Source organism: Brevundimonas denitrificans (assembly GCF_030160755.1).
GTDB lineage: Bacteria > Pseudomonadota > Alphaproteobacteria > Caulobacterales > Caulobacteraceae > Brevundimonas > Brevundimonas denitrificans.
This window is the reverse complement of record NZ_BSOY01000060.1, coordinates 1-20122: the sequence shown is the minus strand read 5'-3', so window position 1 is coordinate 20122 and position 20122 is coordinate 1. Positions and strand designations below refer to the sequence as shown.

General features: G+C 69.0%; 24 protein-coding genes. 9 read left to right on the top strand and 15 right to left on the bottom strand.

The genetic code is table 11. The features are described 5' to 3' along the window. The 4 genes from QQJ79_RS12055 to QQJ79_RS12040 all read right to left on the bottom strand — a co-directional run. On the bottom strand, positions 1 to 465 hold a 465-nt coding region (locus QQJ79_RS12055), incomplete at its 3' end, for a S1 family peptidase (protein WP_284223183.1). A 4-nt stretch (positions 466 to 469) separates the two neighbouring features. Continuing rightward, a complete protein-coding gene (locus QQJ79_RS12050; RefSeq protein ID WP_284223182.1) occupies positions 470 to 913 on the bottom strand; it encodes a DUF350 domain-containing protein in 444 nt (147 codons plus the stop codon). A gap of 108 nt (positions 914 to 1021) precedes the next feature. Next, entirely contained in the window at positions 1022 to 2200 is a 1179-nt protein-coding gene (gene rlmN, locus QQJ79_RS12045; RefSeq protein ID WP_284223181.1) for a dual-specificity RNA methyltransferase RlmN, read from the bottom strand. Positions 2201 to 2387: 187 nt separating this feature from the next. Beyond that, positions 2388 to 2801 carry a metallopeptidase family protein gene (locus QQJ79_RS12040; RefSeq protein WP_284223180.1) on the bottom strand — a complete coding sequence of 138 codons (414 nt, stop codon included), beginning with the start codon at positions 2799 to 2801 and terminating at the stop codon, positions 2388 to 2390. Between the two features lie 203 nt (positions 2802 to 3004). On the opposite strand from QQJ79_RS12040, the gene QQJ79_RS12035 reads away from it, so the two are divergent. Further along, a complete protein-coding gene (locus QQJ79_RS12035; RefSeq protein ID WP_284223179.1) occupies positions 3005 to 5344 on the top strand; it encodes an ATP-binding protein in 2340 nt (779 codons plus the stop codon). Positions 5345 to 5492: 148 nt separating this feature from the next. After that, positions 5493 to 6347 (top strand): HAD family hydrolase, encoded by an 855-nt coding sequence (locus QQJ79_RS12030; protein WP_284223178.1) that lies wholly within the window; start codon positions 5493 to 5495, stop codon positions 6345 to 6347. Between the two features lie 22 nt (positions 6348 to 6369). Here the strand turns inward: QQJ79_RS12030 and QQJ79_RS12025 are convergent, their stop codons facing one another. Then, positions 6370 to 7248: an MBL fold metallo-hydrolase gene (locus QQJ79_RS12025; RefSeq protein WP_284223177.1), complete on the bottom strand. Its 879-nt coding sequence runs from the start codon at positions 7246 to 7248 to the stop codon at positions 6370 to 6372. Between the two features lie 70 nt (positions 7249 to 7318). On the opposite strand from QQJ79_RS12025, the gene QQJ79_RS12020 reads away from it, so the two are divergent. The 3 genes from QQJ79_RS12020 to QQJ79_RS12010 are packed head-to-tail and all read left to right on the top strand — an operon-like array spanning position 7319 to position 8774. Continuing rightward, entirely contained in the window at positions 7319 to 7645 is a 327-nt protein-coding gene (locus QQJ79_RS12020; protein ID WP_284223176.1) for an ArsR/SmtB family transcription factor, read from the top strand. Between the two features lie 3 nt (positions 7646 to 7648). Continuing rightward, positions 7649 to 7987, top strand: coding sequence for a rhodanese-like domain-containing protein (locus QQJ79_RS12015; RefSeq protein WP_284223175.1), 339 nt, complete (start codon positions 7649 to 7651; stop codon positions 7985 to 7987). Between the two features lie 4 nt (positions 7988 to 7991). Then, a complete protein-coding gene (locus QQJ79_RS12010; RefSeq protein WP_284223174.1) occupies positions 7992 to 8774 on the top strand; it encodes a sulfite exporter TauE/SafE family protein in 783 nt (260 codons plus the stop codon). On the opposite strand, the gene QQJ79_RS12005 is transcribed toward QQJ79_RS12010, so the two are convergent. Genes QQJ79_RS12005 through sdhC form a run of 7 tightly spaced genes read right to left on the bottom strand, consistent with a single transcriptional unit; the run spans position 8771 to position 13694 of the window. Then, the gene (locus tag QQJ79_RS12005) at positions 8771 to 9097 is read right to left on the bottom strand and encodes a PilZ domain-containing protein (protein ID WP_284223173.1); all 327 of its coding nucleotides are present in this window, start codon (positions 9095 to 9097) and stop codon (positions 8771 to 8773) included. The genes QQJ79_RS12010 and QQJ79_RS12005 overlap by 4 nt on opposite strands. Beyond that, the gene (locus QQJ79_RS12000) at positions 9094 to 9894 is read right to left on the bottom strand and encodes a kinase (protein WP_284223172.1); all 801 of its coding nucleotides are present in this window, start codon (positions 9892 to 9894) and stop codon (positions 9094 to 9096) included. Before QQJ79_RS12000 ends, QQJ79_RS12005 begins: the two co-directional genes overlap by 4 nt. A 9-nt stretch (positions 9895 to 9903) precedes the next feature. Further along, a complete protein-coding gene (locus tag QQJ79_RS11995) occupies positions 9904 to 10224 on the bottom strand; it encodes a 2Fe-2S iron-sulfur cluster-binding protein (RefSeq protein ID WP_284223171.1) in 321 nt (106 codons plus the stop codon). A 1-nt stretch (position 10225) separates the two neighbouring features. Next, complete coding sequence (locus QQJ79_RS11990) at positions 10226 to 11026, bottom strand: succinate dehydrogenase iron-sulfur subunit (protein WP_284223170.1); 801 nt, start codon at positions 11024 to 11026, stop codon at positions 10226 to 10228. Then, positions 11026 to 12810, bottom strand: coding sequence for a succinate dehydrogenase flavoprotein subunit (sdhA, locus tag QQJ79_RS11985; RefSeq protein ID WP_284223169.1), 1785 nt, complete (start codon positions 12808 to 12810; stop codon positions 11026 to 11028). Before sdhA ends, QQJ79_RS11990 begins: the two co-directional genes overlap by 1 nt. A gap of 6 nt (positions 12811 to 12816) precedes the next feature. Next, positions 12817 to 13224 carry a succinate dehydrogenase, hydrophobic membrane anchor protein gene (gene sdhD, locus QQJ79_RS11980; protein WP_284223168.1) on the bottom strand — a complete coding sequence of 136 codons (408 nt, stop codon included), beginning with the start codon at positions 13222 to 13224 and terminating at the stop codon, positions 12817 to 12819. Further along, positions 13221 to 13694 (bottom strand): succinate dehydrogenase, cytochrome b556 subunit, encoded by a 474-nt coding sequence (gene sdhC, locus QQJ79_RS11975; RefSeq protein WP_284223167.1) that lies wholly within the window; start codon positions 13692 to 13694, stop codon positions 13221 to 13223. Before sdhC ends, sdhD begins: the two co-directional genes overlap by 4 nt. A 180-nt stretch (positions 13695 to 13874) precedes the next feature. Between sdhC and QQJ79_RS11970 the strand changes: the two genes are divergently transcribed. Then, positions 13875 to 14429: a hypothetical protein gene (locus QQJ79_RS11970; protein WP_284223166.1), complete on the top strand. Its 555-nt coding sequence runs from the start codon at positions 13875 to 13877 to the stop codon at positions 14427 to 14429. On the opposite strand, the gene QQJ79_RS11965 is transcribed toward QQJ79_RS11970, so the two are convergent. Beyond that, a complete protein-coding gene (locus tag QQJ79_RS11965) occupies positions 14413 to 14841 on the bottom strand; it encodes an HIT domain-containing protein (RefSeq protein ID WP_284223165.1) in 429 nt (142 codons plus the stop codon). The two genes, QQJ79_RS11970 and QQJ79_RS11965, sit on opposite strands and share 17 nt — an antisense overlap. Positions 14842 to 15049: 208 nt before the next feature. Here QQJ79_RS11965 and QQJ79_RS11960 point away from each other — a divergent pair, with 208 nt between their 5' ends. Further along, the gene (locus QQJ79_RS11960) at positions 15050 to 15604 is read left to right on the top strand and encodes a peroxiredoxin (RefSeq protein ID WP_284223164.1); all 555 of its coding nucleotides are present in this window, start codon (positions 15050 to 15052) and stop codon (positions 15602 to 15604) included. Positions 15605 to 15688: 84 nt separating this feature from the next. Continuing rightward, a complete protein-coding gene (gene ahpD / locus QQJ79_RS11955; RefSeq protein ID WP_284223163.1) occupies positions 15689 to 16222 on the top strand; it encodes an alkylhydroperoxidase, AhpD family in 534 nt (177 codons plus the stop codon). Here ahpD and QQJ79_RS11950 read toward each other — a convergent pair. Further along, positions 16219 to 16752 (bottom strand): hypothetical protein, encoded by a 534-nt coding sequence (locus tag QQJ79_RS11950; protein WP_284223162.1) that lies wholly within the window; start codon positions 16750 to 16752, stop codon positions 16219 to 16221. The two genes, ahpD and QQJ79_RS11950, sit on opposite strands and share 4 nt — an antisense overlap. A gap of 44 nt (positions 16753 to 16796) precedes the next feature. Beyond that, positions 16797 to 17648 (bottom strand): glutamate racemase, encoded by an 852-nt coding sequence (locus QQJ79_RS11945; protein ID WP_284223161.1) that lies wholly within the window; start codon positions 17646 to 17648, stop codon positions 16797 to 16799. A gap of 124 nt (positions 17649 to 17772) precedes the next feature. On the opposite strand from QQJ79_RS11945, the gene QQJ79_RS11940 reads away from it, so the two are divergent. After that, the gene (locus QQJ79_RS11940; protein WP_284223160.1) at positions 17773 to 19947 is read left to right on the top strand and encodes a M3 family metallopeptidase; all 2175 of its coding nucleotides are present in this window, start codon (positions 17773 to 17775) and stop codon (positions 19945 to 19947) included. Positions 19948 to 20122: the final 175 nt, after the last annotated feature.

The following is a 20122-nucleotide window of genomic DNA, read 5'->3' as shown; positions in this document are numbered from 1 at the left end:
CTCGCCCGCCCGCGCCTGGGGATAGCCGGGGTGGAAGCCGCGCTGTCCGGCGCGCAGGCCATGCGGGGCCATGACCGGGACGGCGTCGGCGCCGCCCTGTGTCAGCAGGACGGCGATATCGGCCCGGGGCGCCAGCCGCACGTCCGCCGCCACGGCCCGGCCGCCGCCGACCATGATGGCCGGCCGTCGGCAGCCCTCGACCACATGACGGGCCGTGACCCAGAGGCCGTCGCGGGAGATCGAAAAGGCGGTGCCGGAGGTCGGCTGGAAGGGAATGTCCGGCGCATTGACGGTGACGGCCGGATCGAACGGCGTGATGGGTCCCAGCAGGGCGCCCTCGATCTCATCGGGCGCTGGCGGGGCGGGCGGGGCGTCGGCGTTTTCCCGCAGTTGCAGCGACCAGATGACCAGGGCGCTGACGACCAGCGAATAGACGAGCCAGTCCGGCGGTTTGGGGAAGGCCACGGCCTCAGCCTGTCAGGGCGGCGGCGAGGATCAGGGCGGTCGACAGCTTGGCGCCGACCAGCAGGACGGCGGCGGCGATCTCTCCGTCGCGGATGCGCTGGGGCAGGCCGGTGAGGACCATGTCGACGAGGCGGAACGCCAGCAGCTGCAGCACCACGGTCGCCACGCCCCACAGGGCGATGTCCTTGATCGAGGTCGAGACGCTGAGGCTGACCGCGAGCGGAACGGCGAGGCCGACCAGAACGCCGGAGAAGGCGACGGCGGCGGCGGCGTTGCCCTCGCGGATCAGGGCGATTTCCTTCCACGGCGTGAACAGGGCGTAGAGGATCGCCCCCACCGCGAGGAGGGCGAGCGTCACGCCAAGGTGCGCGAGGGTGGTCGGGAAGCCGGTCGCGAAGGCCTGGACCTCGGCGCTTTCGAGCACGGTGTTGAGGGACGAGGAGTCCATGGGTGTCCGGTGGCAAGAGCTGCAGGACGATTGCCCGGTTTTCGCCCCAATCCGCAAGGGGGACGGGGACACACCTCATCACGAATCTTGTCGCAGTGTAACCGGAGGTTAGGCCGCCTCGACCGTTCCCGCCACCGTGGCTTGCTCGGCCTTGCGCAGGGCCGAGGCCCGGACCTTCTCGCTCTCGGACTTCAGCTGGCCGCAGGCGGCGAGGATGTCGCGGCCGCGCGGGGTGCGGATCGGCGAGGCGTAGCCGGCCTTGTTGAGGATGGCGGCGAACCGCTCGATCGTCTTCCAGTCCGAACACTCATAGTCCGTGCCGGGCCAGGGGTTGAACGGGATCAGGTTCACCTTGGCGGGGATGCCCTCGATCAGCTTCAACAGGGCGCGGGCCTCGTCGGGGCTGTCGTTGACGCCCTTGAGCATGACGTATTCGAAGGTCACCCGACGGGCGTTGGACAGGCCCGGATAGGCGCGGATGCCGGCCATGAGCTGGGCCAGGTCGTATTTCTTGTTCAGCGGCACCAGCACGTCGCGCAGGGCGTCGTTGGTGGCGTGCAGGCTGATCGCCAGCATGGCCTGGGTGCGGGACCCGAGCGCGTCGAGCTGGGGCACGACGCCCGAGGTCGAGACCGTGATCCGGCGGCGCGACAGGGCGATGCCCTCGTTGTCGGAGATGATGTCGATGGCGTCGGCGACATGGTCCAGATTGTAGAGCGGCTCGCCCATGCCCATGAAGACGATGTTGGACAGCCGACGGTCTTCCTTGGGCGACGGCCATTCCTCGAGGTCGTCGCGCGCCACCTGGACCTGGGCCACGATCTCGGCGGCGGTCAGGTTGCGGACCAGCTTTTGCGTGCCGGTGTGGCAGAAGGTGCAGTTCAGGGTGCAGCCGACCTGGGACGAGACGCACAGGGCGCCGGCGCGACCGACGTCGGGGATGTAGACGGTCTCGATCTCGATGCCCGGGGCGGTGCGGATCAGCCATTTGCGGGTGCCGTCCTTCGACACCTGACGCTCGACGATCTCGGGGCGGGCGAGGGTGAAGGCGGCGGCCAGTTTCGCCTGGGTGTCCTTCGCCACATTGCTCATGGCGGCGAAGTCGGTGACGCCGAAATGGTGGATCCAGCCCCAGACCTGCGAGGCCCGCATCTTCGCCTTTTCCGGCGGGCAGATGTCGGCGTCGATCAAGGCCTGACGCAGGCCCGCGCGCGTCAGACCGGACAGGTTGACGGGCGCCGCCGGGGCGGTCGCGGGCGTGCGGGAAAGGTCGAGCGTCAGGCTCAAGGCGGCATCCTGAAAGGGCGGGAGGCGGGGCTTATACCACAGATCGGGCGGGATTTAAGGCGGGAGGAAGGAGTGGCTAGTGGCTAGTGGTTGGCCGCCACCTGGGCTGTGGCGCGATCCGCGCCGCCCCTCCGCCGTCAGAGATGCTGCAGTCGCTAATCACTAACCACTGGCCACTGGCCACCAGTCACGCGTCGTCCGCGCCCTCCACCTCATCGATCCGGTCGTCGTCCAGCCCGAAATGGTGGCCGATTTCGTGGATCAGGACGTGGGCGATGATCTCGGACAGGCCGACGTCGCCGCGCTCGCACCATTCGTCGAGGATCGGGCGGCGGTAGAGGAAGATGCGCGAGGGTTCGGCCGCGGGGCCGAGCGAGTCGCGCAGGCCGATGTCGACGCCGTGATAGAGGCCGGTCAGTTCGAACGGGTCCTCCATCTCCATCATCGTCAGGGTCTCGTCGTCGGCGAAGTCGTCGACGCGGATCACCACCTCGCCGGCCAGCGACCGAAACGGCTCGGGCAGGGCGTCGAACGCCCCGCGCGCCAGCCGGGCGAAGTCGTCGAGGGAGGGGGCTGTTTGGTCGGTCCAGGTGGGAGGCATCGGGCCTGGCTGAGTGGTTAGTGGCTAGTGGTTAGTGGTTGGCCCGCGCCTGCGGAGCCGGACTGGCGGTGTCGCCCTTCCGCAGACCGTGGAGCCGCAATCACCAACCACTAGCCACTAACCACTCGCCACTCCAACCCCTCGCCTCTCGTCCCCCTTCAGGTATGGTTACCGAATCAGGGCGCGGGAGCTGACACGACACCATGGCCGAGGCCGACATCGCCTATGTCGCGACCGCGGGCGCCGCGGGACTGGCCCTGGCCCTCAGCGCCTGGGCGGCGCGGCTGCGCGGACGGCTGGCGGCGCGCAATCAGGTGGCGGAATCCGAACTGGCCGCGGCCCTGGTCGATCTGGCCGACCGAGACGGAGCGCTGGCGGCGTTCGAGGATGTGCGGCTGGCCCTGGCGCCGGACGGTCAGACCAAACGGCTGGGATCGCCGCAGGCCTGGCACGCGGTCACCAGCGAACTGGCGGGCGACGAAGTCCCGGGGGACCTTGAAGGCGGGCGCGATCCGGGGCTGGTGGTGCTGGACGCGGTGCGCCGCGTGGCGGGACCGCGGCTGGACGCCCTGATCGACCAGGGCGAGGCCTTCGACGCCGTACTGGAAGGTTCGGGCGGGGCCTGGTCGGTCGAGGGCCGGTCCTCGGCGGGCGCGGCCTGGCTGAGGCTGTCGCGGCTCGGGCTGGTGGGCACGGCGACCGAGAGCGGCCTCGGCCTGCTGGCCGATTCCTATCCGGCGCCGACCTGGATCACCGACGCGGCGGGGCGGCTGGCCTGGGCCAACAAGGCCTGGCTGACCGAGATGAAGGCCGAAAGCGTCGAACAGGCGCGCGAGAAGGGGTTGAGCTTCGACCGCGGCGCCGACGCCATCGTCGCCGAGGCGGGCCGGACGCATCAGCATCAGGACGGTTTCCGCTGGACCACCGGCGGCGGACGGCGGCGGGCCTGGCGGATCGTGGCCGAGCCGGTCCAGGGCGGGGCCGGCGCCGTGCTGGCCTTCGCCCTGGACATGACCGAGGCGGAGGAGACCCGCGACACCCTGCGCCGCCACGTCGAGGCCCATGACGAGACGCTGAACCACCTGGCCGATGCGGTCGCCATCTTCGGCCCGTCCAAGCGGCTGGCCTTCCACAACACCGCCTTCCAGACCCTGTTCAACATCGATCCGGCCTGGCTGGACGAGCGGCCGACCCACGCCGAACTGCTGGACCGGCTGCGCCAGCGCCGCCTGCTGCCCGAGGTCATCGACTACGCCGGCTGGAAGGCCAAGGAGCTGGACTTCTACGGCGCCTCGGCCGCCGCGCCGGACGACAGCTGGTCCCTGCCCGACGGCCGGACGCTGCGGGTGGTGCGCCAGCCGCACCCGCTGGGGGGCGTCCTGCTGCTGTTCTCGGACATCACCGACGAACTGAAGCTGCGCAGCCGGTTCAACGCCCAGATCCAGGTGCAGACGGCGACGCTGGACAAGCTCAACGACGCCGTGGCCGTGTTCGGCTCGGACGGGCGCATCCGGCTGCACAACGAGGCCTTCGACGCCTTCTGGGGCGTGACGGGCGAGGCGCTGGACGCGGCGGGGGATTTCGACGCGGTCGCCGCACTGTGCCAGTCGACCATGCCCGATCCGGCCCTGTGGCTGGGGCTGAAGGCGCGGGTCGCGGACCCCGATCCCGAAAGCCGGGTGCCGATCGCCGGCGAGGGCAAGACCACCGACGGCCGCATCGCTTCCTGGCAGACCCGGCCCCTGCCCGACGGCGCGACCCTGGTGGCCTTCTCGGACGTGACCGCCCGGCGCGGACTGGAACAGGCGCTGGCCGCCAAGGCCCAGGCGCTGGAGGAATCCACCGCGCTGAAGCGCGAGTTCGTCGGCAGCGTTTCGTATGAGCTGCGCACCCCCCTGACCACCATCGTCGGCTATTCGGAACTGCTGGAGATGCAGGCCGATCTGCCCGAGCGCAGCCGCCAGCACGCCGGGGCCATCCGCATCGCCGCCAGCCAGCTGGCCAGCTCGATCGACGACGTGCTGGACATGGCCCAGATCGATGCGGGCGAGATGGAGCTGCAGCTGGGCGACGTGCGGGTGCGGGACCTGCTGGACGAGGCCGCCGAACGGGTCCGGGTCCGGATCGAGGCGCGCGGGGCCAGCCTGAGAGTCGACTGCCCCAACGGCCTGCGTCCCATCCGCGCCGACGCCCAGCGGGTCGGGCAGGCGCTGGATCATCTGCTGGATCACGCCGCGCGGGCGGTGTCGGAGGGCGGGTCCGTGGTTCTCGCGGCGGAGGCTACGTCGTCGGAGATCCGCATCCGCGTCGAGGACACCGGGCGCGGCATCCCCTATCACCTGCAGGCCCATGTCTTCGACCGCTTCGTACGGCGCGAGCGCGGCGGGCCGGGCGTCGGTCTCGCCCTGGTCAAGGCGCTGGTCGAACTGCACGGCGGCTGGGCCGAGGTGGAGAGCGAGCCCGGCAAGGGCGCGACCTTCATCCTGCACCTGCCGCTGGAAGCCGCCGGCGTGGCGGCGGCGCCGGAATTGCGGCTGGGCTGACGCCGAGTGGCTAGTGGCTAGTGGCCAGTGGCCAGTGGCCAGTGGCCAGTGGCCAGTGGCCAGTGGCCAGTGTTGAACACGGCCGGCAGCTTTGACACCCCAATCACTAATCACTAGCCACTAGCCACTAACCACTTCCGGACCTGTCATGGCCAAGCCTCTCAAGACCGCGCTGATCTACGATTTCGACGGCACCCTCGCCCGGGGCAATATGCAGGAGGTGACCTTCATTCCGTCGATCGGCATGGGGATCGGCGACTTCTGGGGGGCGGCGGACAAGCTGACGCGCGACGCCGACGCCGACAACATCCTGATGTATATGCAGTTGATGCTCAAACAGGCGCGCGACAACAACGCGCCGATCACGCGCAGGCTTCTGGCCGAGCATGGCCAGGACGTGAAGCTGTTCGACGGTTTGAAGTCCGACCTGACCGGCAAGGGCTGGTTCGACCGCATCAATGCGATGGGTGAGAAATACGGACTGGATATCGAGCACTACATCATCTCCGCAGGGCTTGAGGAGATGATCGAAGGCTGCCCGATCCGGCCCGAGTTCCGGCACGTCTTCGCCTCCAAATTCGTCTACGATGAAAACGGCGTGGCGATCTGGCCGGCGGTCGGGGTGAACTACACGACCAAGACCCAGTATCTGTTCCGGATCAACAAGGGCGTGCTGAACCACTGGGAGCACGACAAGATCAACCGCTTCATGGCCGACGATGACCGGCCGGTGCCGTTCGAACGGATGATCTTCCTCGGCGACGGCGACACCGACGTGCCGACCATGAAGATGATGCACACCAAGGGCGGCTATTCGATCGCGGTCTATGACCCGCGCAATTCCGAACGCGACCAGCAGAAGATCTACGGCCTGATCTCCGAGGACCGGGTCAATTTCGTCGCCGCCGCCGACTACCGCGAGGGGTCGGCCCTGGACCTGATCGTCAAGGGGCTGATCGGCCGGATCGCCATCACCGCCGGCACCGTTCCGGACGTCCTCTGAGCGGGAAGCGGCCGCCGGTCCGCTAGATCGCGTTCAGCGGCAGTTTCAGGAACCGCTTGCCCGAGGCTTCAGCCGGCGGCAGGGCGCCGGCGCGGATGTTGATCTGCAAGGACGGCAGGATCAGCGCCGGCGCCTTGAGGGTCGCGTCGCGGGCTTCGCGCAGGGCGACGAAATCGTCTTCCGAACGGCCGCCGCCGATGTGGATGTTGCCGGCCGCCTCGGCCGCCACGGTCGTCTCCCAACGATAGTCGGTGCGGCCCTCGGGCAGGTAGTCGTGACCGACGAACAGCCGCGTCTGCGGCGGCAGGGCGAGGATGCGCCGGATCGAGCGATACAGGGTCCGGGCGTCGCCGCCGGGGAAGTCGCACCGCGCGGTGCCGTAGTCGGGCATGAACAGGGTGTCGCCGACAAAGGCCGCGTCGCCGATGACGTAGCTGACGCAGGCCGGGGTGTGGCCGGGCGTGTGCATCACCTCGACCGGCAGCGAGCCCAGGTTGAAGCGGGCGCCGTCGGCATAGAGGCTGTCGAAGACGACGCCGTCCGCGGTGACGTCATGGGCCTCGAACAGAACGCCGAAGACCTTCTGCACCTCGGTGATGCGGCTGCCGATGCCGATGGGCGCGCCGGTGCGCCGGCGGATCTCGTCGGCGCCGGTGAGGTGGTCGGCGTGGGCGTGGGTTTCCAGAACCCGTTCAAGCTTCAGGCCGCGCCCGGCGATCCGGGCCAGGACCTGCTCGAGCGACGTGGTGGAGGTGCGGCCGGTGGCGGCGTCGAAATCGAGAACCGGGTCGATGACGGCCGCCGCGCCGGTGGCCGGGTCGGCGACCAGATAGGTGATGGTGTGGGTCGCGGCGTCGAAGAACCCCTCAACGGTGGGCGCGGGCGCGGGGGCGATGGTCATGCGGAGCTCCTTGGTTTGTTCTAGTATATTAGCACTTGCTAAATTAGCAATGCATCATATATTGCGCGTCATGAACACCCTTTCCACCCTGTCCCTCGACCCGTTCAAGGACAACGCCGGCGAGGCGGCGCGGCTTCTGAAGGCGCTCTCGAATGAGAAGCGGTTGATGATCCTGTGCCAGCTCGGCGACGGCGAACGCGCCGTCGGCGAACTGCTGCCGCTGGTCGGCCTGTCCCAGTCCGCCCTGTCGCAACACCTCGCAGTGCTGCGCGAGCAGGGGTTGGTCGCCGGCCGGCGCGAGGGCGTGTCGATTCTCTACCACGTCGCCGATCCGGCGGCCCTCAAGGTCATCGCCGTACTCGCCGACATCTATTGCCCCCCTGCTCAAGGAACCTGATCCATGGCCGTGCTCACCCCCCTTTCCGCCGCCGAGGTCGCGGCCCGCATCAAGGCCGGCAAGGCCGTTCTGGTCGATATTCGCGAGCCCGGCGAAGTTTCGCAGGAACGGATCGCCGGCAGCGTCATCAAACCCCTGTCCGCCTTCGACGCGGCCGACCTGGACTATGAGCCCGGCCAGGACGTGATCTACATGTGCCGCTCGGGCGCCCGGACCGGCATGAACTGCGTCCGCCTGGCCGCCGTCATACCCGGCGAGGCCTTCGTGCTGGAGGGCGGTCTGAACGCCTGGAAGGCCGAGGGCCTGCCGACGGTCGGCGCCGCGGCGCCGCGGACGGCGTGACGACATGGACCCGGCCGTCGCCCAGCTGCTGCTGGCCGTTCTCAGCGGCGGCATCGTCGCCCTGCTGCTGACCGTGTTCGGCGGCGGCGGCTCGGTGCTGGCCGTGCCGCTGCTGCTGTATGTGGTGGGGGTGCAGGACCCGCATGTGGCCATCGGCGCCTCGGCCGCCGGCGTGGCGCTCAACGCCCTGACGGCGCTGACCGGTCAGGCCCGGGCCGGCCGGGTGCGATGGCCCTGCGCCCTGCTGTTCGCCGCGACCGGCTCGGTCGGAGCCTTTGCCGGATCCTCCGTCGCCAAGGCGATCGACGGCCACGCCCTGCTGATCTTCTTCGCCCTCGCCATGGGGCTGGTCGCCCTGGCCATGCTGAGGCCCAGCGCGCCGCTCGGGGCCGAAAACGTGCGGCTGACCCGGGCCATGGCGCCGCGCGTCGCGGCCTCGGGCGCAGGCGTCGGCGCGGCGGCGGGCTTTTTCGGCATCGGCGGCGGCTTTCTGATCGTGCCCGGCCTGATGGGCGCCGCGGGCATGACCCTGGCCCTGGCCCAGGCCTCCTCCCTCGTCAGTGTCGCGGCCTTCGGGGCGACGACAGCGGCCAACTACGCCCTGTCGGGCCTGATCGACTGGCCGATCGTGGCGGCCATGGCCGTGGGCGGTACGGCGGGAACCCTCGCGGGCCTGCCCATCGCCCGGCGGCTGGGCGCCAACGCCGTCCTTGGACGCCGCCTGTTCGCGGGCCTGATCCTGATCGTCGCCGTCTATGTGGCGATCAAGGCGGTGACTGCGCTCTAGCGTCCGCCCGCCCGCATCCAGGCCGTGCGGGCGTGGGACAGGCGGGAGGGGATCAGACCGCGCAGGGAGGCCTGACCGGTGCGTTTGAGGCCGGCCTCCTGACCCTTCTGCCAAGCCACCTGCGCCTCGATGGCGACGCCCTGGGCGATGTCGATCACCATCACCACCCGGGGCAGGACCAGGTTGCGCTCCAGCCGGATACGGCCGCCCTGGGCCGACTGATCGACGAGCAGGCACGGCAGCTCGAAGCCGGGCGCGACCACCACCGCACGGATGTTGGCGGGCGAGCGCGGCTCGAAACGGCGATCCTGCGGAGGGGTCATGCGCCCATAGAACCGGGCAGACGGTTTCGATCCAGTTGCACGACCACATCGGCCCGAACGCCGCCGTCCAGCATTCGCCGGGTGATCCGTTCGAAATACTGGATGAAGCCGGCCAGACGCGCGCGCTCTTCGTCCGGCAGGTCCGCGGGCGCCATCCCCAGCAGATCGGCCTCCTGCTGGCAGCGCCAGTCCAGCACCACGTCGAACGACGGCGCGCGCAGGAACAGCACGGCGTCGAACCGGGCGATGAAGTCGGCATAGGTCCCGCCGACGAAGCCGTTGACGGCGCGCCGCCAGCCGCCGTCCGGGTCCTGGTCAGCCTCAAGCGCATTGACCGGGTGCGCCAGGACCGCCGCCTCCTCGGGGAGGGCGCCGAGACACCAGGCGTCGATCAGGATCGCCGAGGGGCGGCCGCGAAAGACCCGCCAGGTCTCGACCGGCCGCCGGTCGTCGCCGCGTTTGTCGAAGTCCGGGATGCGGGTCTCGTGATCCGGTGCGGCGACGGACAGGGCGTCGATCAACCGTTGCAGCAGGCCCAGATCGTGCGTGCCCGGCGGGCCGCGGGTGACGAACAGCGGATGGACCTCGCGCGCCATGGCCTCACGCTCGGCGCGGGTCAGATAGGCGTCGTCGATCGAGATCTGCACCGCCCCGAACCGCTCGGCGGCCGCGCGGGCCAGGGTGGTCTTGCCGGAGCCCTGCGCCCCGACCACGGCGATCAGCGGCGGACGGTCCTTCGGGCCGTCGGCGATCAACCGCCCGACCAGATCGACGAGGTCCGGGTTGGCGCGGCCCACGGCCGCGGCTCAGTGCTGGTTTTCGGGCAGGCGGACGATCAGGCCGTCGAGATCGTCCGTCACCCGGATCTGGCAGGACAGGCGGCTGTTCGGCTGGACGTTCTCGGCGAAGTCCAGCATCGACTCCTCCATGGCCGAGGCGCGGCCCGTCTCGGCGGCGAAGGCCTCGTCGACATAGACATGGCAGGTGGCGCAGGCGCAGGCCCCGCCGCAGTCGGCGTCGATGCCCGGCACATTGTTGCGGATCGCCCCCTCCATGACGGAGAGACCGGTCTTGACCTCGACGACATGCTCGCGGCCGTCGTGTTCGATGTAGGTGATCTTCGCCAAGTCAGGCGGCCTCGGTCTTCTTCCGCGACGGCGCCACCATCAGCTTCTTGGTCTTGGCGATCGCCTCGGCCGGGTTCAGCCCCTTGGGGCAGACCTGGGCGCAGTTCATGATGGTGTGGCAGCGGTAGAGTTTGAACGGGTCCTCAAGGTCGTCGAGCCGCTTGTCCGTCGCATCGTCGCGGCTGTCGGCGATCCAGCGGTAGGACTGCAGCAGGGCTGCGGGTCCGAGGTATTCCGTCTGGTTCCACCAGTAGCTGGGGCAGGAGGTCGAGCAGCAGGCGCACAGGATGCATTCGTACAGACCGTCCAGCTTGGCGCGGTCTTCCGGCAGCTGGATGCGCTCCGTCTCCGGGTCCGGCTCGTCGGACTGGAGGTAGGGCTGGATCGAGTCGTACTGGGCGTAGAACAGGGTCAGGTCCGTCACCAGATCCTTGACCACCGGCTGGTGCGGCAGGGGGGCGATGGAGATGGTCGAGGAGGAGCACTCCTCCCAGCCCTTGGTGCAGGCCAGGGTGTTGCGCCCGTCGATGTTCATCGAACAGGAGCCGCAGATGCCCTCGCGGCACGAGCGCCGGAAGGTCAGGGTCGGGTCGATCTCGTTCTTGATGTGGATCAGGGCGTCCAGCAGCATCGGCCCGTGGTCGTCGGCCGAGATCTCGAAGGTGTCCCAGCGCGGGTCGGCGTCGACCTCGGGGTCGTAACGATAGACCTTGTAGGTCTTGACGTTCTTTGCGCCGGCCGGGGCCTTGTGGACCTTGCCGGTCGTGGGCTTCGAACCCTTGGGGAGAGTCAGCTGGACCATCAGTACACCCGCGCCTTGGGCTCAATGTAATCGATGTCCTTCGACATCGTGTAGTTGTGGACCGGGCGGTAGTCGATCTTCACCGCGTCGCCGGGGATCTTCCAGGCGAGGGTGTGTTTCATCCACTCGACGTCGTTGCGGTCCGGATAGTCCTCGCGGGCGTGTGCGCCGCGGCTTTCGGTGCGGTTCAGGGCGCCCTCGATGGTGACCAGGGCCTGGTCGATCAGATTGTCGTATTCGAGGGTCTCGACCAGATCGGTGTTCCAGATCAGGCCGCGGTCGGTGGTCTTGATGTCGGCGCCGGCGGCGTGGATGGCGCGCAGCTTGGCCACCCCCTCCTCCAGCGTCTTGCCCGTGCGGAAGACGGCGGCGTCGGACTGCATGGCGCGCTGCATGTCGATGCGCAGCTTCGACGTCGGGATCGAGCCGTTCGCGTGGCGGAAACGATCCAGGCGGGCGATGTGGCCGTCGGTCGCCGAGGCGGGAACGTCCGGGACCTTCGACGCCTTGTCCACCACCTCGCCGCAGCGCAGACCGGCGGCGCGGCCGAACACGACCAGGTCGGTCAGGCTGTTGGAGCCGAGCCGGTTGGCGCCGTGCACCGAGACGCAGGCCGCCTCGCCCACCGCCATCAGGCCGGGGACGACGGTGTCGGCGTTGTCGCCGACCTTGGTCAGGACCTCGCCGTGATAGTTCGTGGGGATGCCGCCCATATTGTAGTGGACGGTCGGCAGGACCGGGATCGGCTGCTTCGTCACATCGACGCCGGCGAAGATCTTGGCGCTCTCGGAAATGCCCGGCAGGCGTTCGTGCAGGACGGCCGGGTCGAGGTGGTCGAGGTGCAGGTGGATGTGGTCCTTGTTCGGACCCACGCCGCGGCCTTCACGGATCTCGATGGTCATGGACCGGCTGACCATGTCGCGCGGGGCCAGATCCTTCACGGTCGGCGCATAGCGCTCCATGAACCGCTCGCCCTCGGAATTGGTCAGGTATCCGCCCTCGCCGCGGGCGCCCTCGGTGATCAGGCAGCCGGCGCCGTAGATGCCGGTGGGGTGGAACTGCACGAACTCCATGTCCTGCAACGGCAGGCCGGCGCGCAGCACCATGGCGTTGCCGTCGCCGGTGCAGGTGTGGGCCGAGGTGGCCGAGAAATAGGCGCGGCCGTAGCCGCCCGTGGCCAGGATGACGAGCTTGGCGCGGAAGCGGTGCATCGTGCCGTCGTCGAGCTTCAGCGCCGTCACGCCGGTGCAGGCGCCGTCCTGCATGATCAGGTCGAGGGCGAAATATTCGACGAAGAACTCGACCTGGCGGCGCACCGACTGGCCGTACAGGGTGTGCAGGATGGCGTGGCCGGTGCGGTCGGCGGCGGCGCAGGTGCGCTGCACCGGACCCTCGCCGAAATTGCGGGTCATGCCGCCGAAGGCGCGCTGGTAGATTTTGCCCTCTTCGGTGCGCGAGAAGGGCACGCCCCAGTGCTCGAGCTCATAGACGGCCTTGGGCGCGTTGCGGACGAGGTATTCGATGGCGTCCTGGTCGCCCAGCCAGTCCGACCCCTTGACGGTGTCGTACATGTGCCACTGCCAGCTGTCCTCGCCCATGTTGCCGAGCGAGGCGGAGATGCCGCCCTGGGCCGCCACGGTATGGGAGCGGGTCGGGAAGACCTTGGTGACGCAGGCGACCTTCAGCCCCTGCTGGGCCGCGCCGAGGGCGGCGCGAAGGCCCGAGCCGCCCGCGCCCACGACGACGACGTCATAGGCGTGATCGACGAATTCATATGCAGCCATCAGCCGTCAGATCCCGAAGCCGGCGGGCAGGGGCGCGGAGCCCAGGGCCAGCCGTACGATAAAGAATACGCCCGCCGCCGCGAGCAGGACGCACAGCAGGCCGATCAGGCCCAGCAGGGCGCGGCGCGAGCCGGGCTTGTGGATATAGTCGTCGACGATGACCTTCAGCCCCATCTGCATGTGCCAGACGCTGACCAGCAGGGTGACGGCCAGCAGAACCGCGTTGACCGGCGAGCGGAACCAGGCGAGCGCCCCGTCATAGCCGCCGCCCGACAGGGCGAAGCCGCTCCACAGGCCCCACAGGGTCAGGGGAACGAGGATGGCGGACGACAGCCGCTCGGCGGTCCATTCCCCGGCGCCGTGGCGCTCGGAGACCTTGACGCCCTTCACGAAGGTCTTGGTGTGGCGGCTCACAGTCCGACCCTCCCGGAGCTGAACAGGAAGGCCCAGAAGGCCACGGCGATGACGACGCCGCCGATCATGGAGGCCCAGGACAGGGCGTCGGCAGCCTTGGGCGACAGGCCGCGGCCGGCGTCCCAGATCAGGTGGCGGACGCCGCCGGTCAGGTGCATGCACAGGGCGAGGGTCAGGCCGAACCAGACCAGCAGGCCGAGCGGCGAGCCCATCCAGCCGGTGAATGTCGCATAGGCCTCTGGTCCGAAGGCAAGGGCCATCAGCCAGACGAAGACCAGCACCGCCCCGACCGACAGGGCGCCGCCGGTCATGCGGTTCAGGATCGAGGCGAACATGGTGACGTGCCAGCGCCAGATCTGAAGATGCGGCGACAGGGGACGAACACGGCCGTTGGGCTGGACCACAAATCGGCCGGTCTGGTCGTCAGACGGGTCGTTGGAGGCGTCGCCCGGCAGGGGGGAGGTCGACATATTGCGAATGGTTCTCAGAAACCTGAGCGAATTCAGCCGCTCGAAACCGGTGGTCCGGGTTTAGTCAGCGGGGCGGCGGGGGTCAACGAAGCGCGAGCGTATGCGACGTTCCGCATCACGAATTCGCGGGCGGGGTGCACGGCCTTTGTCATTCGCGCCCGTTCGCGGCAGTCTGGTCCCATGTCGGGTTTGATCGTCCTCGCCTTCGCCGGCCTGCTGACGCAGGAGGCCGCGCCGCATCCGTCCACCCAGGCCGCCTATCGGGCGCCGGTGATCCGGCCGTTCGAGCCCGGCCGGAATTTCGGCCGCGAACAGGCCCAGGGCGACGCCGACGGCGAGCTCTACCGCCGCCCGCTGGAAACGCCGGTCGTGGTCGAAGCCTATGTGCGGTCGTATGAATACACGCCCAGCGACATCGAGGCCGCCTATGAGCAGGGCGTGGCGTCCGCGGAAATCCGCGCCGATCAGGCCGCGGGGGCGCTGGACGGCGCCTGGCGGATCGTGGATGCGGCCGGGCGGACGCTTTACGATCTGGTCCTCCACGATCCCGGAGCCGGGGCGGCGGAGGGCGGCTGGCGTGGTCGCGAGGACTGGGGCGCGGCGACCTCGGACGGCGCGACCCTGACGCTCGAAGGGTCCGGCGCGATGACGCTGGAGCGGACCGGGAACGGCTGGCGCGGGATGCTGACGATCGACGGCCAGACGCGCCCGGCGAGCCTTATCCGGCCGAACTGAGCCGGATGCGCGACACCGCCGCCTGAAGCCCGTTGGCGCCGTAGGGCACGGGCGCGCCTCGCCCCCAAACCGGATCAGGCCACTGACCGTCGTCATGGCGGCGGCCCACGACATGGACATGCAGCTGGGCGGTGACATTGCCGAGGGCGGCGACGTTCAGCTTCTGCACCGGCCGCCCCGCCGCCTGGCCCAGGGCGCGCACCATGTCGCCGGCGCGGACGACCTCGTCCATCAGGGCGGCGCGCTCGGCGGGGGTCAGGTCCTCGATCTCGTGCAGACCGGCGCGGCGCGGGATCAGGATCAGCCACGGGAAGCGGGCGTCGTCCTGCAGCCGCACCTGGCACAGGGGCCAGTCGCAGGCGACGACGGAGCCGGTGTCGAAGACGGGGTCGGCCTGGAACGAAGCGGTCATGACCTTTCGGTCGCCCGCCCGCGATCACCGGTCAAGCGTGGCCGTTCAGTCCAGGGCGTAGACCACACAGGCCGATGGAATGCATAGATATTATCTATCGACATTTCCTGTTTCCAATCATTGACTTTGTGCATCGCACAAGCCATTTCGCGGTTGCGGCGCCCCTCCCCGGGCGCAACCCCTTTCAGATTCTTCAGGAGAACCCGCCATGCTGGGCGTTGGACAAACACTGCCGGACTTCAAGATCATCGGCGTCAAGCCGGGCTTCAACAGCCACGAGGAGAACGGCGTCTCGGCCTTCGAGCCGATCACCAAGGACAGCTTCGAGGGCAAGTGGAAGGTCATCTTCTTCTACCCGAAGGACTTCACCTTCGTGTGCCCGACCGAGATCGCCGAGTTCGCCTCTCTGGCCCGCGATTTCGACGACCGCGACACCGTGGTGATGGGCGGTTCGACCGACAATGAGTTCGTGAAGCTGGCCTGGCGCCGCGACCACGCCGACCTGTCGAAGCTGCCGATCTGGCAGTTCGCCGACAACGGCGGCAAATTCGCCCGCGATCTGGGCGTTCTGGACGAGGCCGAGGGCGTCGCCCTGCGCGCCACCTTCGTGGTCGATCCGCACAATGTCGTGCAGCACGTCTATGTCACCAATCTGAACGTGGGCCGCGCACCGGCCGACACCCTGCGGGTCGTCGACGCCCTGCAGACCGACGAACTGTGCGCCTGCAACCGCCCGGTCGGCGGCGAGACGCTGGCGGCCTAAGCCGCCCGATCCATCTGAACCGGAACAGGCGGCGGCTGCGGCTGCCGCCTGTTTTGTATCCTGACCCAGTTTCGAGGACTTCCCATGTCGATTGACGCCCTGCGCGACCTGATGCCCGCCTATGCCAAGGACATCTCGCTGAACCTCGGCTCGCTCGCCTCCGAGACCGTGCTCAACGACCAGCAGAAATGGGGCTGTTTCCTCGCCTCGGCCCATGCGGTCGGCGTCGCGCCGGTGGTGAAGGCGATCGAGGCCCAGGCGGCGACCGTCCTGTCCCCCGAAGCGATGACCGCGGCCAAGGCCGCCGCCGCCATCATGGGCATGAACAACATCTACTACCGCTCGCTGCACCTCATGAAGAACCATGAGTATACGACCATCCCCGCCCGTCTGCGGATGAACGTCCTGGCCAATCCGGGCGTGGACAAGATGGATTTCGAACTCTGGTCCACGGCCGTTTCGGCCATCAACGGCTGCGGCGCCTGCCTCGACGCCCACGAGGGCGCCCTGCGCCAGCACGGCGTGCCGGCGACCCAGGTGCAGACGGCGCTGCGCATCGCCTCGGTGGTCCACGCCGCCAGCCGGATCGCGGCCTCGGAAGCGGCGCTGGCGGCCTAGCCGCCGGCCCCGTCCGGGCTCTCGCCATATTCCAGATAGTGTAGCCAGCGCTGGTAGCCGGCGCCCATGACGGCGTCGATGGCGTCGGCCATGGCCCCGATGCCCGGACCCTCGACGACCATGGTCCAGGTTGGCGTCCAGCCGCGGTTCGCCGCCGGCCAGGTGACGGTCAGATCGGCGCGGCTGGTCTTGCCCCGCATGGGTCCGAAGGGCGCGTGGAAGACCATGCGTTCCGCCTCCACCGACACGGTGCGGCCGTGATCGAAGTCCGTGCCGTCGGCCAGCTTCTCGCACCAGCAGCCGCCGGGTGTGAGATCGAGACTGAGATTGGCGGCCGAGCCGGAGTAGGTGTGCGCTGAATCCCACCATTTCGGCAGGTCCGTCAGGGCGCCTGGGATATCTCCGGGCGCGATCTCCGCCCCGACAGCATAGCGCAGGGTGAAGCTGTCCGCGGTGCGGGCCACCACCTCGGCGGAGGCGGGACCCGCGAACAGCGCCAGGACAGCGGCGGCGAGCAGGGTTCTGGACATCTTGTTTCCTCCCGACGCCATGGGGCGACGATCGGAGACTGTCGTCAAGCCGGGGCGAAAGTCAGGGGCGCGCCCCAGAACTGGCTGACCAGATCGGACTGCGGTCCGGCCTTGCCGCTGGTCAGGAAGTCGCGCCGCCCCGATCCGCCGAGGTCATACTCGGGATGGCGCTGGAAATACCGGTCCAGGGCGTCGGCGACGGCGGTGGGCTGGTGGATCACCGGGGTTCCGGGCGGCAGGGCGGCGGCGAACAGGTCGGCGACGATCTCATAGTGGGTGCAGCCGAGGATGGCCTGGTCCGGATGGCGGCCGATGCGGCGGCGCAGGGCGTCGACATGGTCGTCGACGACCACCTTCAGCTCCTCCGCCGGAGCGCCGAGCTCGATCAGGCCGGCGAGGCCCGGGCAGGGCTCGGAGAAGACGGCCAGATCCTCGCGCCGCTTGTCGATCTCGATCTCATAGACCCGGCTCATGGCCGTGGCGGCGGTGCAGAAGACGCCGGTGACGTCGATGGCCTCGATCTTCTCGCCATGGCGTTCCGCCTCATAGTCCCAGGGCATACCCGTCGCGGCCTCAATGGTCGGGACGATGATGCCGAGGACGTTGATCGGACGTCCGTGACGCGCCCGGGCTTCGGGCACCCAGCTCTGTTGCAGGCGACGGAGCGCGATGGCCGAGGCGGTGTTGCAGGCCAGGACGATGACATTGGCCCCGGCCTCGAACAGACGCTCGCACCCGGCGCGGGTCAGGTCGACGATCTCCTCGCCGCCGCGTCCGCCGTAGGGGGCGTTGGCCTGATCGGCCAGATAGACGAAATCCCGGTCCGGGAACCGTCGCGTCAGTTCGCGGTGAACCGTGAGGCCGCCCACGCCGGAGTCAAATACGCCTATCGCCATGGCGCGGCCTTTAGACGCGCCGCCCGTCCCCGTCCACCGGGGAAGATTACGGGCCGTTCATGTGACAGTCAGGCCGGGAAGGGCCTACGGTTCGCGGAAACCCATTCATGGACGGAGTTCACCCATGCACAGACGCCAGCTTCTCGTCGCCGGGGGCAGTTTGCTCGCCCTGTCGGCCTGCGCCTCCAACGGGATGTCGATGGGCGGGGGAACTGCGGCCGCCACGCTCGCTTCGGACGCCGCCGTCGCCCGCGCCGTCCTGCCGGTGCAGACGCCCCGGGCCGAGCTGCTGCAGGTCTGGACCGGTCCCTACCAGGGCGTGCCGCCGTGGGACCGGGTCACCGCGGCCAAGCTCAGGACCGCCCTGCTTGAAGGCATTGAATTGCAGCGCGCCGAGATCGAGGCGATCGCGAACAATCCCGAGCCGCCCACCTTCGCCAACACCCTGGTCGCCCTGCAGATGGCGGGCGAGCCGCTCGACCGGGCCGGCGCCATCTATGGCGTGATGACCTCCAACATCGGTTCGGATGACTATCAGGCGGTCGACACCGAACTGTCGCCCCTGCTCTCGGCGGCCAGCGACGAGATCACCTTCAACGAGCGGCTGTTCGCCCGCATCAAGGCTGTCGCCGACGGCGCCGCCGCCGCGGGCCTGACGGCCGAACAGACCCGCCTGGCGACCCGCACCCGGGACGCCTTCGTGCGCAACGGCGCCGCCCTGAACGCCGCCGGCAAGGCCGAGCTGGGCCGGATCAACACCGCCCTGTCCAACGCCTTCACCAGCTTCGGCCAGAAGGTGGTCGCCGACGAGAACGCCTGGACCCTCATCGCCAGCGAAGCCGGCGTCGCCGGACTGCCGGCCTCGAACAAGGCCGCCGCCGCCGCCGCCGCCCGTTCGCGCAATCTGCAGGGCTGGGCCATCGTCAACACCCGTTCCAGCGTCGATCCCTTCCTGAGCTTCGCCGACGACCGGGCGCTGCGCGAGCAGGTCTGGCGCAAATTCGTCAACCGCGGCGACAACGGCGACGCCAACGACACCAATGCGACCATCGCCGAGATCGTGCGCCTGCGGGCCGAGCGGGCGCGGCTGCTGGGCTTCGCCAATCACGCCGAATGGCGGATGCAGGACACCATGGCCAAGACCCCGGCCGCGGCCATGGATCTGATGAACAGGGTCTGGGCCCCCGCCAAGGCCCGCGTCGCGGAAGAGGTGGCCGACATGCGCGCCATCGCGGGTCACGACATCGAGCCGTGGGACTACCTCTATTATGCGGAGAAGGTCCGGAAGCAGAAATACGACCTCGATCAGAACGAGCTGAAGCCGTATTTCGAGCTGAGCAACGTCAAGCGCGGGGCCTTCCATATGGCCGGGCGGCTCTATGGCTTCGACTTCACCCCCGTGCCGGCCGGCAGCGTCCCGGGCTTCCATCCAGACGTCGAGGTGTTCGAGGTCACCAACAAGTCCGACGGCAGCCATGTCGGCCTGTTCTACTCCGACGACTTCTCGCGGCCGGGCAAGCGCTCGGGCGCCTGGGCGACCAGCTACCGCAGCTATTCGACCTATGACGGCGTCAAGAATGTGCTGTCGTCGAACAACAACAACTTCACCAAGGCCGAGGGCGGCGAGCCGATCCTGATCTCGCTCGACGACGCCGAGACCCTGTTCCACGAGTTCGGCCACGCCCTGCACTCGCTGTCCGCGGCCTATACCTATCCGGGCCTGGGCGGCACGCCGCGCGACTACGTCGAATATCCGTCGCAGGTGCATGAGCACTGGGTGCTGAGCCGCCCGATCCTCGACGGCTTCATGCGCCACTACCAGACGGGCGAGGCCATGCCGCAGGCGCTCGTGGACAAGGTCGAGGCCGCGGCCACCTTCAACCAGGGCTACGCCACGGTCAGCTATCTGTCCTCGGCCCTGGTCGACATGGACCTGCACACCCGGGCTGTGCCGCCGACCGACATCGACGCCTTCGAGCGCGAAAGCCTGGCGCGCTACGGCATGCCGAAGGAGATCGTGATGCGGCACCGCCTGCCGCAGTTCAATCACCTGTTCACCTCGGACGCCTATTCGGCGGGCTATTATTCCTACCTCTGGTCCGAGGTCATGGACGCCGACACCTGGGCCTATTTCGAGGAGTCGGGCGACGTCTTCAATCCGGACATCGCGGCCCGCTACAAGGCCGTCATCCTGGCCGAGGGCAACACCACCGACCGCGCCGAGGCCTATCGCCGCTTCCGCGGCCGGGATCCGGACGTCACGGCCCTGCTCAAGGTCCGGGGCTTCCCGGTCTCTTAGGCGCCCTAACGCCCGTCGGACTATTTGAGGGCGCCGCGCGGAGCGCGGGTTCGAGAAGAGAGAGGCCGGCGGGGGATCCGCCGGCCTCTTTCGTTTTGCGGGTTCACGCCGGCCAGGCGGGGGCGACCATGGCCAGGATGCGCTCGCCGCGACGGGCGCGGGCGTAGTCGTCCTG

Coding starts and splice junctions, on each gene's coding strand:
- QQJ79_RS11965 (WP_284223165.1), bottom strand. CDS start 14,841: ATGACCGCTTCGTTCCAGGCCGACCCCGTCTTCGACACCGGCTCCGTC.
- QQJ79_RS12025 (WP_284223177.1), bottom strand. CDS start 7,248: ATGACCATCGCCCCCGCGCCCGCGCCCACCGTTGAGGGGTTCTTCGAC.
- QQJ79_RS12040 (WP_284223180.1), bottom strand. CDS start 2,801: ATGCCTCCCACCTGGACCGACCAAACAGCCCCCTCCCTCGACGACTTC.
- QQJ79_RS12035 (WP_284223179.1), top strand. CDS start 3,005: ATGGCCGAGGCCGACATCGCCTATGTCGCGACCGCGGGCGCCGCGGGA.
- sdhC (WP_284223167.1), bottom strand. CDS start 13,694: ATGTCGACCTCCCCCCTGCCGGGCGACGCCTCCAACGACCCGTCTGAC.
- QQJ79_RS12010 (WP_284223174.1), top strand. CDS start 7,992: ATGGACCCGGCCGTCGCCCAGCTGCTGCTGGCCGTTCTCAGCGGCGGC.
- ahpD (WP_284223163.1), top strand. CDS start 15,689: ATGTCGATTGACGCCCTGCGCGACCTGATGCCCGCCTATGCCAAGGAC.
- sdhA (WP_284223169.1), bottom strand. CDS start 12,810: ATGGCTGCATATGAATTCGTCGATCACGCCTATGACGTCGTCGTCGTG.
- QQJ79_RS12005 (WP_284223173.1), bottom strand. CDS start 9,097: ATGACCCCTCCGCAGGATCGCCGTTTCGAGCCGCGCTCGCCCGCCAAC.
- QQJ79_RS11990 (WP_284223170.1), bottom strand. CDS start 11,026: ATGGTCCAGCTGACTCTCCCCAAGGGTTCGAAGCCCACGACCGGCAAG.
- QQJ79_RS12030 (WP_284223178.1), top strand. CDS start 5,493: ATGGCCAAGCCTCTCAAGACCGCGCTGATCTACGATTTCGACGGCACC.
- QQJ79_RS11940 (WP_284223160.1), top strand. CDS start 17,773: ATGCACAGACGCCAGCTTCTCGTCGCCGGGGGCAGTTTGCTCGCCCTG.
- QQJ79_RS12015 (WP_284223175.1), top strand. CDS start 7,649: ATGGCCGTGCTCACCCCCCTTTCCGCCGCCGAGGTCGCGGCCCGCATC.
- QQJ79_RS11970 (WP_284223166.1), top strand. CDS start 13,875: ATGTCGGGTTTGATCGTCCTCGCCTTCGCCGGCCTGCTGACGCAGGAG.
- QQJ79_RS11950 (WP_284223162.1), bottom strand. CDS start 16,752: ATGTCCAGAACCCTGCTCGCCGCCGCTGTCCTGGCGCTGTTCGCGGGT.
- QQJ79_RS12050 (WP_284223182.1), bottom strand. CDS start 913: ATGGACTCCTCGTCCCTCAACACCGTGCTCGAAAGCGCCGAGGTCCAG.
- QQJ79_RS11945 (WP_284223161.1), bottom strand. CDS start 17,648: ATGGCGATAGGCGTATTTGACTCCGGCGTGGGCGGCCTCACGGTTCAC.
- QQJ79_RS12020 (WP_284223176.1), top strand. CDS start 7,319: ATGAACACCCTTTCCACCCTGTCCCTCGACCCGTTCAAGGACAACGCC.
- QQJ79_RS11960 (WP_284223164.1), top strand. CDS start 15,050: ATGCTGGGCGTTGGACAAACACTGCCGGACTTCAAGATCATCGGCGTC.